The sequence below is a fragment of the Labrenzia sp. VG12 genome (assembly GCF_002237595.1).
In the GTDB taxonomy this organism is placed as follows: Bacteria; Pseudomonadota; Alphaproteobacteria; order Rhizobiales; family Stappiaceae; genus Roseibium.
In genome coordinates this window covers 403,762-418,206 of record NZ_CP022529.1, presented here as the reverse complement: position 1 = coordinate 418,206, position 14,445 = coordinate 403,762, and the positions used below count along the sequence as shown (strand labels likewise).

13 protein-coding genes are annotated in these 14,445 nt (G+C 60.6%); 8 read left to right on the top strand and 5 right to left on the bottom strand.

Going from position 1 to position 14,445, the window contains the following annotated elements; all coding sequences use genetic code 11:
- Positions 1–75: 75 nt before the first annotated feature.
- Positions 76–864 carry a class II glutamine amidotransferase gene (locus tag CHH27_RS01935; protein ID WP_094070078.1) on the bottom strand — a complete coding sequence of 263 codons (789 nt, stop codon included), beginning with the start codon at positions 862–864 and terminating at the stop codon, positions 76–78.
- A 12-nt stretch (positions 865–876) separates the two neighbouring features.
- Positions 877–2,343, bottom strand: a complete 1,467-nt coding sequence (locus CHH27_RS01930; protein ID WP_094070077.1) for an aminotransferase class V-fold PLP-dependent enzyme — start codon at positions 2,341–2,343, stop codon at positions 877–879.
- Positions 2,344–2,448: 105 nt separating this feature from the next.
- On the opposite strand from CHH27_RS01930, the gene CHH27_RS01925 reads away from it, so the two are divergent.
- A complete protein-coding gene (locus CHH27_RS01925; protein ID WP_094070076.1) occupies positions 2,449–2,910 on the top strand; it encodes an Lrp/AsnC family transcriptional regulator in 462 nt (153 codons plus the stop codon).
- Between the two features lie 185 nt (positions 2,911–3,095).
- On the opposite strand, the gene CHH27_RS01920 is transcribed toward CHH27_RS01925, so the two are convergent.
- Positions 3,096–5,765, bottom strand: coding sequence for an SH3 domain-containing protein (locus tag CHH27_RS01920; RefSeq protein ID WP_094070075.1), 2,670 nt, complete (start codon positions 5,763–5,765; stop codon positions 3,096–3,098).
- Between the two features lie 217 nt (positions 5,766–5,982).
- On the opposite strand from CHH27_RS01920, the gene CHH27_RS01915 reads away from it, so the two are divergent.
- The gene (locus CHH27_RS01915) at positions 5,983–6,414 is read left to right on the top strand and encodes a hypothetical protein (protein WP_094070074.1); all 432 of its coding nucleotides are present in this window, start codon (positions 5,983–5,985) and stop codon (positions 6,412–6,414) included.
- A 76-nt stretch (positions 6,415–6,490) separates the two neighbouring features.
- Here the strand turns inward: CHH27_RS01915 and CHH27_RS01910 are convergent, their stop codons facing one another.
- Complete coding sequence (locus CHH27_RS01910) at positions 6,491–7,615, bottom strand: Gfo/Idh/MocA family protein (protein WP_094070073.1); 1,125 nt, start codon at positions 7,613–7,615, stop codon at positions 6,491–6,493.
- A gap of 34 nt (positions 7,616–7,649) precedes the next feature.
- On the bottom strand, positions 7,650–8,360 hold the full coding sequence (locus CHH27_RS01905; RefSeq protein ID WP_094070072.1) for a GntR family transcriptional regulator: 711 nt from the start codon (positions 8,358–8,360) through the stop codon (positions 7,650–7,652).
- A gap of 194 nt (positions 8,361–8,554) precedes the next feature.
- Here CHH27_RS01905 and CHH27_RS01900 point away from each other — a divergent pair, with 194 nt between their 5' ends.
- The 6 genes from CHH27_RS01900 (at position 8,555) to dctP (ending at position 14,416) form a co-directional block, all read left to right on the top strand.
- Positions 8,555–9,709: an LLM class flavin-dependent oxidoreductase gene (locus CHH27_RS01900; RefSeq protein WP_094070071.1), complete on the top strand. Its 1,155-nt coding sequence runs from the start codon at positions 8,555–8,557 to the stop codon at positions 9,707–9,709.
- Positions 9,709–10,599: an aldo/keto reductase family oxidoreductase gene (locus tag CHH27_RS01895; protein WP_094070070.1), complete on the top strand. Its 891-nt coding sequence runs from the start codon at positions 9,709–9,711 to the stop codon at positions 10,597–10,599. Before CHH27_RS01900 ends, CHH27_RS01895 begins: the two co-directional genes overlap by 1 nt.
- Complete coding sequence (locus CHH27_RS01890; protein ID WP_094070069.1) at positions 10,599–11,114, top strand: flavin reductase family protein; 516 nt, start codon at positions 10,599–10,601, stop codon at positions 11,112–11,114. Before CHH27_RS01895 ends, CHH27_RS01890 begins: the two co-directional genes overlap by 1 nt.
- A gap of 150 nt (positions 11,115–11,264) precedes the next feature.
- Positions 11,265–11,855 (top strand): TRAP transporter small permease, encoded by a 591-nt coding sequence (locus CHH27_RS01885; RefSeq protein WP_094070068.1) that lies wholly within the window; start codon positions 11,265–11,267, stop codon positions 11,853–11,855.
- Positions 11,855–13,330: a TRAP transporter large permease gene (locus CHH27_RS01880; protein ID WP_094070067.1), complete on the top strand. Its 1,476-nt coding sequence runs from the start codon at positions 11,855–11,857 to the stop codon at positions 13,328–13,330. Before CHH27_RS01885 ends, CHH27_RS01880 begins: the two co-directional genes overlap by 1 nt.
- Positions 13,331–13,357: 27 nt before the next feature.
- On the top strand, positions 13,358–14,416 hold the full coding sequence (gene dctP / locus CHH27_RS01875) for a TRAP transporter substrate-binding protein DctP (protein ID WP_094070066.1): 1,059 nt from the start codon (positions 13,358–13,360) through the stop codon (positions 14,414–14,416).
- Positions 14,417–14,445 lie beyond the last annotated feature (29 nt).

The following is a 14,445-nucleotide window of genomic DNA, read 5'->3' as shown; positions in this document are numbered from 1 at the left end:
GCCCTGCTGAGCAATCCACGTTACCCTTGCAGGACAGGGTTTTGGGACAAGGGCTGGGTTCCCTTCCAAAAGGGCTCACGCTTCAACCAGTTCCTCGTCGCTGAGAAAAGCTGTCTGGGTCACTTTTCCGTGCCGAACCTCGATCATCTGGCCCTGGGGCACTTCCATCCAGCAGCCGCGCGCTTCATCGAGTGGCTCGGACACCACCATCACTCCGTCTTCATAGACACGGTAATAGAGCGACGGGGCAAAACTGTCGGAAGCGTAGCGAGCCGCATAGAGCGTCGCACCGTCCGACCAGCCGGCGGCAAACCGCATGTGAGGCGTGCTGCCTGCATATCGTGACAGGGCTTCTGCCTCGAAAACCGCCCGCGCCATCGCGGCTCTTGGGTGTTGTTTCAGGCCGTAGGCAAGGGCAACCAGAAAAAGGCTTTCGCTGTCGGTTGCGCCGATTCGGTGCCTGTAGAGGTCATCCGGGATCATGTTATCGAGCCGCCTGCGCACCTTGTCGTAGCCGCCGACCTGGCCATTGTGCATGAAGGTCCAGTTGTCATGGGTGAACGGGTGGCAATTGTCCCGGGTGGTCGCCGTCCCGGTGGAGGCCCGGACATGGGCCAGGAAATGCCCGGAGCGAATATGCGTTGCGATCTGCAGAAGATTGGGGTCGGACCAGGCGGGTCTGACGTCCTTGTAGACGCAAGGTGTCTTCCGGTCGCCATACCAGGCAACGCCGAACCCGTCGGCATTGACCGAGGTCTTGCAGGAAAGCGCATTGCGGCTTTGGTCGATCAGCGAATGTTCCGGGTCGCAGATGATTTCTTCGAGATATTTCGGAGCCCCGCTCCAGGCAGCCCAACGGCACATTTTGACTTTTCCCTAAGCTGCGTCCCGGACGGCCTTGAAACGAGCGGTCGTGGCATCGCAATCATAATAATCCGCAACCGGATAAGGATTGCTTGCCAGATCCTCGACAGCGGCGATGATCCTGTCCACCTTTTCGGTCGACATCAGCACGGAAAAATTGAGCCGGGTCCACCCCGGTTTTTTCAGCTCTTCACCAGAGAGAATGCCCTGGCGCAGCATTTCGGACTGGGTCTCGTCGATCTCCAGAAGCCGGTGTGCATAAGGGCCTGCACAGGCGCAGCCACCGCGCGCCTGAACGCCGTAAAGATCCGACAGCATGCGCGTGACCAGTTGCTGATGGATGTAGCCGCCCCGCTCCAGATCGCGCACCCTGAAGGAAAAGACGGGCAGGACGTGCCGGGCATTCGGATTGCCGAGTATTTCAATGGCCGAACTGGCCTGCCACACGGCAAGAGCCTTTGCGCGCCAGGCGGCATTGCGCTCATCCATCAGGCGCTGACCGATACCTTCCTTGACCAGAAACGCAAGCGCGGCCCGGATGTCGCCGATGACATTGGGAGTACCGGCCTCTTCGCGGACGGCGATATTGTCGGTGTAGTCATGTGCCCAGGGTGAGACAAAGCGAACGGTGCCACCACCCGGGAAAACCGGTGTTGTTTTCTGCACGGCGGCCTTGCGCAGGATCATCACGCCGGACGCTGCCGGCCCGCCGATGAACTTGTGCGGCGACACAACGATCGCATCCTTTTCCGCATCCGTTCCGGCCTTCATGTCGATCGGCAGGTAAGGTCCGGACCCGGCGCAATCCCAGACACTGAGCGCGCCATAGCGCTTGAGCAGACGGGTGACCGCATCCTCGTCGGTGACAATGCCGGTGACATTCGACATCAGCGAGAAGGCGCCGACGATCAACCGGTTTTCACCCGCGGCTTTCAGGACATCTTCGAGCGCTGCCAGATCCGGCCCGCCATCGGCTGCTTCGACAATTTCGATGACCTCCGCCCCGCTTTCGCGCCAGGGCAGGATATCCGAGTGGTGTTCATAGGGCCCGATGACTACCAGCGGGTTTTCACCCCGTTCCGCAGCACCCGAAACGCCGAGCAAATGCACAAGCCGGTTCAGACCCGCCGTTGCGCCGGCGCCGCAGAAAATGGTGGCAAATGCCTCGTCCGCACCACAGATGCGGGCGATCTCCGACCTTGCAGCTTCCCGCATGCGGGTCATGACCCCACCGCAATAGGACGCTTCCGTGTGGCTGTTGGCGTAAACCGGCAACACCTCTTCCAGCACAAACTCTTCCACCTGGCGCAAGGCCCGACCGGAGGCAACATAGTCGGCATAGATCAGCTCCCGCTCTCCGAAAGGACCGGTGATGGTTTTTCCTTCGCCGATCAGCCCCGCACGCAGGCGGGCCGTCAGGTCCGGGCCGGAAAGACTCTTGCGGAAATGATCGAGGGCTGTACCGGTGCTTTTGGTCATCTGATGCTCCGAATCTTGATTTCGCAGATCATACGACCCAGAAGGATCAGGAATCCTCACCTATCTCGATTGCCCAATTCGAATTTTTGTGTCATTTGATCTGACATGGAGAAAAAATTCGATCAAATTGATCGCGCCCTTCTGCGCGCACTGCAACGCGATGCCAGGTTGTCGCAACGTGAGCTCGCCGAAGAGGTCGGTCTTTCGCAAAATGCCTGTTGGCGGCGCCTCAAGTCACTCTATGAAAGCGGCCTGATCGAAAGTCACACGGTGCGGCTCGATCCGGAACAACTTGGATTGAACCTGACCGTGTTCGTCATGATCCGCACACGGCACCATTCCAAGGACTGGCTGGAGACCTTTCGAAGTGAAGTCACCTCGATCCCGAACGTGATCGATTTCTACCGGATCGCCGGCGATTACGACTACATGCTGAAAGTGGTGGTCGAGGACATGAACGCCTTCGACCGGGTCTATCAGCGCCTGATCGAGAAGGTCGACCTGGACACGGTCACCTCCTACATGACCATGGAAGCCATCGCGGACGCGCGAAACCTGCCGATTTGAAGGCCTTCACACGGCCCGCGCGATCAGTAACGCAAGCAAGCAAACCTCGTCATCCTGACAAGGGCCGTCTGGCCCGTCTCGAAGGATGGGCCAAACAGTCCAAAACAAGTGTCCGGTTCGTCAAGACAGCGCTGACGCGCTTCCGCAGGATGAAGCGGAGTGTATGATGCACTCCTTCTTCTGCGTCACCGCCGACGGCCGCCGCCCCCCCGGCGATGACCGCCACCGCCGCGATTCGGCCGCGCCTGTTGCGGACGGGCCTGTTGCGGGCGGGAACGGTTGACGTTGCGCTGGCGGTTGACCTGGCGGTTGCCGGCGTCACGGGCCCTGCGGTCCCGGTTCAGGTGTGCCGGCGCCTGTTGTGGACGCTGCGCAGGCCGCGTTGCGGGCCGCTGAGCCGGTTGCTGGGCCGGTCTTTGAACATTCGGTCGTTGGGCCGGACGCTGCACATTCGGCTGCTGTGCGGGCCGTTGCACGTTGGGACGCTGACCGGCCGGCAGGTTGGTCGGCCGATTGCCCGCATTCGGACGGTTGCCTGCATTGGGCCGGTTCTGCACACGGTCTCCTGCCGGACGGTTGGCAATGGCCGCCCCTGCCCCGGCACCGATTGCCCCACCAGCAAGCCCGGCGCCAATGTCTCCCATGCGATCCGAGATCTGATCACGGGACGGCGCATCGACACCGCTCCAGCGTCCACCTTCGAAACGCTGCCAGTTGTCGCCGTCGCGGCGATAGACCGACCCGTCCCGCCCGGCGAAAACGTCGCCGCGCCGGTCGAGATTGGCCACCCGGCCCAGATCACCGTCCTGTTTCCAGCGATTGACCGCCCCGGACTGCAGGTCTCTTGTGCGGGCCCATTGCGGGCCGGACACGACTGCCCCGCCCCAGGAGCCATAAATACCTCGGGCACCGCCGGCGACGATCCGGTTCCCCGTGCGCGGATTATAGGCGGTGATGAACCCTGCGCTGCCGCGCGGGCCGCTGATGGCAGCCCCGCGGATATAGCCGCCTGTCCGCGGATTGTAGATGCCGCCGGCGGCAATACCGCGCCGCGGGCCATAGGCGTAACCGTAGCGACCGTAGGTGCCGCGGATGGGATTGTAGTAGGCACCGATGCCGTAGGTCACGGGACGCGGATAGTAGATCGGCCGGAAACCCGGACGGTACCAGGGCCGGTAATAGTAGCCGGTGCCATAAACAAAGACGCCCCAGGCAAGGAAGCCGGTCAGATAACCCATCGTGTAGCCGTACCAGACGGCTTCCGGTTCGCTTTGATAGATCCGCACATAGGTGGTGTTGTAGACAGGCGACGATGGCGGGATCGTGTAGATCTCGTCCGGAACGGCAGTCGCGACCTCAAACGGTCCTTCCGGGCTGTCGCCGACAAACCAGACACCGTCCTGCAGAACGTAGTATTTGGCTCCGACCTGGATCACCTGGTCGCTTGTGTTGACCGCATAGGACATGGACGTGCCCTCGATGGGCTCAAATTCCGGATCGCCCGCATAGGCGACATCAGCACTGACCGAACCGATTTCGACACGCGCGGTGGTCGGAATGCTGGCCTTCAGACGCGCCTGCGAGGCTTCTGATGTGCCCGGAATGGACGAGCGCACCGAATAATACGGCGCATCTTCCGGAATGTTCAGGAAGTCGGAGGGCATGTCCGGCGTGGTGAATTCCCAGGGACCGTCCAGCGAGGCGGACTTGAACCAGCGGCCGGAGACAAGAATGTACCAGGTCGAGGTCGACTTCAGGAAGAAGACATCGCTGTCCGTGTTGGAGGCCCATTCCAGATCGGTGCCCGCGACCGGCTCCAGCTTGGGCTCCCCCTCAAACACGATCATTTCTGCCGGCTTGTCGGAATAGATCACCTTCGGCGGCTTGTTATCCGGGAACGGTTCCCCCGGAATGGCTTCCTTGGTTTCCTTCCAGTTGTCGTCATCCGGCAGGGACTTGATCAGGTCAGGCAGTTCGGAGACGGGCTGCCATCCTGTGGAGACATCCTTTGTGCTCATCCAGGACTTTTCATCCCGCAGATATAGCTCTTCCGTGTCGTCCACCTTGAGAATGTCCCAGTTGGTGTTGACGACAAAACTCAGTCCCTGATCGCCCTTGACGGGGGCGAAAATCGGCGCGCCTTCGGTCTGGACAAGAATGGACGGCTCGGTGGAGATGAAGATCGGCGGAGCCTCGGCATTGAGGCCCTGGACATCATCCATGCGCTGATATTCGGCAAGGCCTGCCGTGATGCGATCTTCCTTCACCGTGACCGTGCCGGTGGGCATGATCTTGCCGACCTGCAGCGACAGATCCGTCAGCGACTGACGGTCAAGGGCGGAAAAATCAAGCTGTGTCACCTGGATCTTGCTGACATCCACCTCACCGCTTTGCGGGTCGGCGATGGTCTCACCGCTGACACCGATCACACCGAACACCGGCTTGGCGTCCTTGTCCTTGATGTATTCGGCGGCCACCAGCGCCTTCAGGGTCTTGAAATTGTCCCATTCGGTGAATTGCGGCTGGTAGAGCACCAGTGTTGCGCCGGCGTCTGTCTGGAAGGACCGCGGCCAGCCGGTGGTTTTCTCCGCTTCGCTCAGTTGCAGATACTGCCCGCTGATGAAACCGTTCTGGCCGTTGAAACTGACGGAACACCACGCACCGTTGTCGTCGCAGTTTTCAAGCTCCACCGGCGTTCCGGACGGAACGGTTCCGAGCGAACCGTAGCCGGTGCCTGGTCCTTGGCGGAAATTGACATTCGCTGTTGTCACGGCAGGCGCCGCGAACACGCCATTTACAAAAACCGTCTGCAATATCAGGGCTGAGGACAGAACAACGGAAACCGTCTTGCGCATGGTGGCTCTCCAGTGGCAATCGACTTGGGGTCCGGGCCACACTGATCTTGCACCATGGCAATTTGCGGGCTGGCAGAGCGGTTTTCCGAACCGATGAAAATAACACGCGGCGCGTCTGTTCCCTGTGCGGCGCGTCACATGCAGATCTTACGTATAGTGACAAACTGAATGCAACCTGACACGACAGGATTGCGCTTCACGCCCGGAGATCGACGACATGACGGAACTACGCCGCTTTGTGGCTACCAGCCTCATCTTCTCGGGGCTGGCTGCGATTTTCGCAATCGCCCCTCCCACGTCTGCAGACGCGGAAATCTTTTTTTGTGAGAGCACACGCGGTCCGAACGGCAGCGCCAAATATTGTAATTTCTTGCTATTTGACAATGGCTTCACCCGCCATCGGCAGGTTATTGTCGCCCAGGGCGCACGCCGGGACGTGCCGATCAATGGCCGCTATGATGTTTTCTGCGTGCTGGTGCAGAACACGAGAGGTGTTCCGGACAACATTGCCTATCGCACCCAACAATGCCGAAAATCCGACACGGGCCGGGAATACAAGGTGCCGATCCGCGCGCTCAACATGCGCCGCGGACGCGATGGGTTCAGCACGGACGCGGTCAACAGCGCTCCCAGAACAACACGCTGGTAGCGAACGCGAAGGAAAATGAAAAATGCCGGCGTGATCCTGTCACGCCGGCAAGTCACCTCGGAGGAAACACCGCTTTTCAGCAAGCAACCGAGGAAAGCTTCAGACTGGCAAGCGAAACGGCCTGACCGGTCCGCGCGGATTGCTGGGCGGCAAGCCCCATTTCCACCGCCCGGCGGCCGTCAGTGAGGGTCACTTCGGGATGCGCTTTCTCGCCGCGCACAACGGCAACGAACCCTTCGTGCTGATAGAAGGTGGAACCATTGTGATCGCCGGCATCCAGAATGGTCGGATCGACAGGAATATCGATCTGGCGCGGTCCCTTGGGGTGGCGCGGCGAGACCACCAGCTGCGGTACCGGCGGTTCGCCAAGATCTTCCGGCCAGAACCGTCCAGGGCCCGGCACAAAGGCTTCGATCTTGCCGTCAGGTCCGAGGGCAACGACCTCTTCCTGGTAGCGGGAGCCTTCGGCGAACATGCACAGTTCCAGCATCGCGCGGGCGCCGTTCTCGAAATCGACAATCACGTAGCCATTGTCGAGCACGTCCGGCTGTTCGCCGTCATACATTTCGTCCTTGTGATTGGCGTCCTGTCCGGCTGACGCCATCACGCGCACCGGTTCCGACTTCATGATCAGGCGCATCAGATCGAAGAAATGGCAGCATTTCTCGACGAATGTGCCGCCGGAATACTTGTTGAACCGGTTCCAGGCGCCGACCTTGTCCAAAAACGGAAAACGGTGTTCGCGGATCGTCAGCATCTTGATGCCGCCGGTTGCCGCCTCCGCCTGCTCGATCAGGGCGGCGATTGGCGGCATATAACGGTATTCCATGGCCACCCAGACAGGTGCCGGATAGTTCGCCTTGAACGTTTCGAGTTCGGCAATGTCCTTGGGATCCGTGAAGAGCGGCTTTTCGACCAGCAGCGGCAACGGCCGTTTCTGGCGGATTTCTTCCATCTGCGGCACATGGCAATGGTTCGGGCTGGCGATCAGAATGCAGTCGAGCGCCTCGACGTCCAGCAGCTCCGCGACCGAGGCCACAAACCGGGCGCCTGGCGCGAATTGCGCGGCAGCTGCCGCCATCTCGGCATCCGGTTCGAAAATCACCGTCACCTCGGTGTCCGGCAGGAGCGCGATGTTGCGCAGGTGTTCCTGCCCCATCATCCCGCAGCCAATGACACCGTATCTTACCTTCGCAGGCATTTTCTTCTCCTTGTGAGGCGGCTTGTCGGCCTGCCTATTTCAGTCGCTGAACGTAATGCGCCCGGTCCGTGTCAAACCAGGTTCGCGAATATTCGACGGCTTCCGGCCGGTCGGCCCAGCTGTACCGTTCGATGTATCCCGTGAGGGTGCCTGCCGGTTTCTGAAACGCTTCAGGTGTCCAGTCGGGCAAGGCACCGATGGTGACCCTGTCCTCCGCATGGGAAATCCAGAAACCGAGCTGCTTCTGGTAGTAGCGGTAAAGCGAATCGGACAGGAGGTCGCGTTTGACGACGCCTGCATTGCCGTCGAGCCAGATCTCCTCGACCGCAATCATCACGTCATTGAGGTATCTGAGACGCCGGATGCGCGTTCCCTCGTTGCTCGTGCCAAAGGTCGGCAGTTCACCCGGTTTTGCCATCCGGTCGACCGTCAGGATGTCCGCCCGCGGCAATCCGCCTCCGGACAGAAGCTCGAGGCGAAACATGGCGTAGACACTCGCCTGGGTCCCACCCTGACGTATGTAATTTCCCGAACCCTGAATCCGCTCCAGTAAGCCTTTTTCCGTAAGATCGGCCAGGGCCTTGCGCAGGGTACCGATGGAAATGCCAAGCTCCTCCGCCATGTCCCGTTCAGGCGGCAGACGTTCGCCGTCAATCAGGCGGCCGGCGGCGATATCCCTAATCAAGAGTTCACTTATTTGCACATAGAGCGGCAGCGCATTTGGCGACTGCGAGGCGGTTGGCATGGCGATTTCGGTTGCCTGTTTTTCAAAATTGATACACTATTGATTTACATCAAATCGGGTGATATGCAAGTGGAAATCGACGGCGAAATGAAGCCATTCGAAAACAAACGAAAGCACATGCGTCCCACCCTGCATTCCCAGGGCTGCAATGGGGCGCCGCTGCGCCGCAAGGGCAGCGCCAAGGGAGGTCCTTCATGTCAGTAGTCCCAGTCACGTCACCGGATCTTGATGCAGCGGAGGTGTCCTGGTTCGCCGCGCTGTGTTCCGACGACTATCAGTTTCTGGGGGTTCCCGAAGGCGACCTGCGCTCCTCCTGGGAGCATTGCTCTTCGATCGTGAAGACCGCTGAAGCCCAGGGCTTTCGCAACATCCTGTGCCCGTCTTCCTACCAGGTGGGCCAGGACACGCTCAGCTTTGTTGCCGGCTGCGCGCCGATCACCGAAAAAATCAACCTGCTCGCCGCTGTGCGCTGCGGAGAAATGCAGCCGATCATGCTGGCGCGAACCATCGCGACGCTCGATCACATGCTGAAGGGGCGCCTGACCGTCAACATCATCTCCTCCGACTTCCCGGGCGAGCAGGCAGACAGCGGCTACCGCTACCAGCGCTCGCGCGAAGTGGTCGAGATCCTCAAACAGGCCTGGACCCGGGACGAGATCAACTACGAAGGCGAGATCTACAATTTCAAGGGTCTCACCACCGACCCGGTGCGGCCTTACCAGACTGGCGGCCCCCTGCTCTATTTCGGCGGATACTCCCCTGCGGCGCTCGACCTGTGCGGCCAGCATTGCGATGTCTACCTGATGTGGCCGGAAAAGATGGAAGAGCTGGAAGGCCGCATGAAAGCGGTCAACGCGGTCGCCGAAAACTACAACCGCACGCTCGACTATGGTCTGCGCGTTCACATGATCGTCCGCGACACGGAAAAGGAAGCTCAGGAATATGCCGACTATATCGTCTCCAAGCTGGATGACGATCAGGGCACGGCCATCCGCGAACGGGCGCTTGACGCCAAGTCGCTCGGCGTCAGCCACCAGGCCAAGAACCGCGAGGTCGCGGACGAGTTCGGATATATCGAGCAGAACCTTTGGACAGGTGTCGGCCGGGCGCGCTCCGGCTGCGGGGCCGCGCTTGTCGGCTCGACCGACCAGGTGATGTCGAAAATCGAGGGCTACCAGAAGATGGGCATCCGCGCCTTCATTTTCTCCGGGTATCCGCACCTTGAGGAAGCCAAGCATTTCGGCGCGCGTGTCCTGCCGAATCTGAAGACCTGCTCGCTTCCGCACGCCTATGGCCGCGTTCCGGCCGAAACCCCAGCAACCCCGCTTGGCAATGGAGTCCGTCGTTAATGGAACGCGTCCGTCTCTCCGACACTCTCGAATTCTCCCGCCTGATCTACGGCATGTGGCGTCTTGGTGACGACACGGATACCTCGCCCGCGTATGTGGAGAAAAAGATCCAGTCCTGCCTCGACCAGGGCATTACCACTTTCGACCAGGCCGACATTTATGGTGGCTACGCGGCGGAAGCCGTGCTGGGTGGTGCACTGAAGGCCAACCCGGCGCTTCGTGACCGCATGGAAATCGTCACCAAATGCGACATCGTCGCGCCGATGGGGCGCTATGCCGATGCCAAGGTGAAACATTACGACACTTCCCGGGCCCATATCGAGCGGGCTGTCGACTTCTCGCTCAGCGACATGGGGATCGAAACCGTCGATCTTCTCCTGATCCATCGCCCGGACCCGTTCATGGACCACCATGAGACCGGCGCCGCGCTCGATGACCTGATCAAGAGCGGCAAGGTCAGGAATGTCGGCGTTTCCAATTTCCGTCCCTGGGACTGGGAGCTGCTGCAGTCGGCGATGTCGGCAAAACTTGTGACCAACCAGATCGAGATTTCGCTGAAGGAGATTTCACCCTTCACCAATGGCGATCTCGCCTTCCACCAGCGTCTCGGCACGAAACTGATGGCCTGGTCCCCGCTTGGCGGCGGCGACCTGATCACCGAGGGTGGAGCGCTTGGCAAGGTCATGGATGAACTCGCACTGGAAAACGGCGTTGACCGTTCCGCGGTGGCGGTCGCCTTCCTGCTTGCACACCCGGCAAAGCTGATGCCGGTCATGGGCACCAACAATCTGGACCGGATTTCCCGGATCTCCGATGCCCTGAAAGTCAACCTGGACCGCGAAACCTGGTACCGTCTTTACGAGGCGGCCCTTGGACAAGAGGTGCCCTGATGACCATGCAGAATGCCAATCATCCCGTCACATTCGAGCCTGACACGGACAATACGCGTCTCCTGCGCGACGCCTTCGGGCGGTTCGCCACCGGGGTCACCGTGGTGACGACCCACTCGGAGGACGGTCCGGTCGGGATCACGGCCAACAGCTTCTCTTCCGTGTCCCTGGATCCGCCGCTGGTGCTGTGGATGCCGGACAAGGGTTCGCGCCGGTTCCGCTACTTCGAAACGGCTGAACATTACGCGATCCACGTGCTCAGCCATCATCAGGCGGAGGTCTGCAACGGGTTCGTGCGCAACGCGCATGCGTTCGACCAGCTGCCGCACCGGATTGACGACAGGGGCGTGCCGCTGATCGAGAACTGCCTGGCGCGCTTCGAGTGCCAGCGTTTTGCGGCCTATGAGGGCGGCGATCATCTGATCGTTCTGGGCCAGGTGATGCAGGCGGAAATGCGCCATGGCGATGCCCTTACGTTTTTTGCGGGCAAATTGGGTCAAATCGCGCCAGAGTGAGGGGGAAAGCGGGCCGGTGAACGGCCCGCTCGGAACGAAGGTGTTGGGGCACAACAAGTCCGGACGAACTGGACGAAGCTCCAGCACCTTCAAAAGACCGGCATGACTGCGATTGCGGGACCAGGCCGGTCGATCTAGGGAGGAGCCCTGATGGGCATATTGCTGGCGGCCCTTGCGCCGCTCGACTGGCTGAATTCGCATCTCTTGCGCATCGGCCGCTGGATCGGCATCGTTGCCGTGGCCCTGATGGTGGTTGCGATCCTGATTCAGGTCGTTTTCCGCTATGTGTTCAACAACGCCCTGCCCTGGCCGGACGAAGCCGCCCGGTTCTGCATGCTCTGGATGACCGGTCTGATGGCCCCGACTGCCTTTCGGCGCGGCGGGTTTGTTGCCATTGACATGCTGCCCATGGCGCTGCCGCGCATGCTGGGAAACCTGCTTTCCCTTCTGCTCCTCCTGATCTCCCTTGCCGTTCTCGTGATCGCCGTTCAGATCGGCTATGCCGAAGTGACCGGCTTCGGCGGCAAGTTTGCCACCGCCTCGCTTTATGTTCCCGGAAACCTGACCCTGTCGGAATGGATCCGCGTCCCGCGCAGCTGGATGATGATGTCGCTCTTTGTCGGTGTCGTGCTGCTGGTGCTCGTCAATATCGAGCTGATCCTGCGCAATCTTATTTCGGCACTCGGTGGCGGCGAGCGGCTGCCTGTCATTCCGGATGCTGACATGGCGGGAGCTGACTGATGCTGATCTGGTTTCTTCCCGTCTTTCTCGTTTTCCTGATGATCGGCCTGCCGGTGTTTTTCGGCCTTCTGGCCGCACCCGGCATGCTCTTGTGGCTGAACGGCCAGGAACGCGACATCACGCTGCTCTACCGTAACGTCTACAACGGCATGGACAGCTTTCCTCTGATGGCGATTCCGTTCTTCATGCTCGCCGGCGAGATGATGAACAAGGGTGGCATCACCACCCGCCTGGTCGAATTCTCGCAAGCATTGATGGGGCATCTGCGCGGTGGTCTCGCCCATGTGAACATCCTGTCCTCCATGCTATTTGCCGGCCTGTCCGGTTCCGCGGTCGCCGATACCTCCGCGCTCGGATCCATGCTGATCCCGGCCATGGAAAAACAGGGTTACACCCGCAAGTTTGCTGCGGCCGTGACCGCGGCCTCCTCCGTCATCGGCCCGATCATTCCGCCCTCCGGCATCATGATCATTTACGCCTATGTCATGGGGGAAAGTGTTGCAGCACTGTTCCTGGCGGGGATTGTACCGGGCGTCATGGTCGGGGTCGGCCTGATGCTGGTGGTCCGCCTGATGGCCGACAAGTACGACCTGCCCAAGGCCCAGCGAATCGTCAATCCCGGACAGAAGATGGCCCCGGTTGAATACTGGGTTTCCCTGCTGCTGCTGCGGCTCAATCTGGCGACCCTTCTGATGATGGTGGCGACACTCTTCGTCGACTTGTCCGGACTGACGGGCATGATCCTCTTCCTGGTGCTCCTGGCAGTTTCACACGGCATCCTGATCAGCTTGCGCGGTGCGGTTTCGGCGGATTTCCGCACGGTCTGCAAAAAGGCGGTTGCTCCTTTGCAGACGCCGATCATCATCCTGGGCGGTATCCTGATCGGTGTGTTCACACCGACCGAGGCGGCTGCGGTTGCCGTTGCCTATGCACTCCTGATCGGCTTCTTCGTCTTGCATTCCATCAAGATGAAGGACCTGCCGGGCATCCTGAACCGCGCCGGCATCACCTCCGCCGTGGTGCTTCTGCTGGTCGGCGCAGCCATGGCCTTCAAGACGGTGGTCAGCCTCAGTCACGCCCCGGAGATCATGGCCGATTTCGTGCTGAGTCTGTCGGAGAACCCGCTGATCCTGCTGTTCCTGATCAACCTGCTCCTGTTCATCGTCGGCATGTTCCTGGACGCGGGCCCGGCGATCATCATTCTCGGCCCGATCCTCGGCCCTATCTTCATCGAAATGGGCGTCGATCCGATCCACTTCGCCATCATCATGAGCGTCAACCTGACCATCGGTCTGGCGACGCCACCCATGGGACTGGTCCTGTTCGTTGCGGCCTCGGTGTCAAAGGAACGGGTCGAGACCATTGCGAAAGCCATTCTGCCGTTTCTCGCGGTGGAGATCGCCGTGATCTTCCTGATCACCTACATCCCGGCACTGTCCATGACGATCCCGCGTCTGACCGGATTTGCCAACTGATTTGAGCTTACCCAAGGGAGGAACCACATGCTCAAAACTGCCCTGAAATCACTCACCGTCGCGGCGATGCTCGCCGGCTCGGCACTGAGCGCTGCCGCCGCGGACTACACGCTGCGCGCAACGGCCAACTCCAACGAGAACGACGAAGACTATGACGGTCTCGTCGTCTTCAAGAACTTCGTCGAAGCCGCCTCCAACGGTGCCATCGAAGTCGAACTCTTCATCGGCACGCAGCTTTGCTCCAACGGCGCGGAGTGCCTTCAGGGCGTTGCCGGCGGTGCGATCGACATCTACATCTCCACCTCGGGCGGCGCATCGGGCATCTTCCCGTATGTGCAGGTTCTCGACCTGCCCTACATGATGAGCGATGACCGGATCGCCGAACATGTTCTGTCCGGTCAGTTCACCCGCACCATGCGTGACATGGCGCTTGAGGACAGCGACAACGCGATCCGTCTGATGACCATCGGCAATACCGGCGGCTGGCGGAACTTCGCCAACACCAAGCGCCGCATCGCCAACCCGTCCGACATGGAAGGCCTGAAGATCCGGACCGTCGTCGCCGACCTGCCGCAGGAACTGGTGAAGGCCCTTGGGGCCTCCCCGACCCCGATTCCGTGGCCGGAGTTGTTCACCTCCTTCCAGACCGGCGTTGTCGAAGGGTCTAAGAACGGTATCACCGACATCATGGGCATGAAGTTCCCGGATGCCGGCCTGCAATACGTCACGCTGGACGGCCATGCCTACATGGGCGCCCTGTGGTGGATGAACAACGAGAAGTTCCTGTCCATGCCGGAAGACATGCGCCGCGTTGTTGTTGACGGGTTCTATGCCCTGCAGCAGGCCACCTTCGCCTCGCCGAAGCGCAAGTCGATCCAGGCTTATGAAGACTTTGTTGCCGGTGGCGGCGATCTCTATGTTCCGACCCCGGAACAGAAGGCCGCCTTCAAGGAAGCAGCGACCCCGGTCTATGCCTGGTTCAAGGACAACGTGACCCGTGGCGGCGAAATCTTCGGCGCCCTGGAAGAAGCCGTGGCCGCGGCTGAAGCCGACGTCAACGGTGCGCGTGACGCGGACCTGAACTGATAAACAAAGCATGCCGCGCCCCTTCGTCA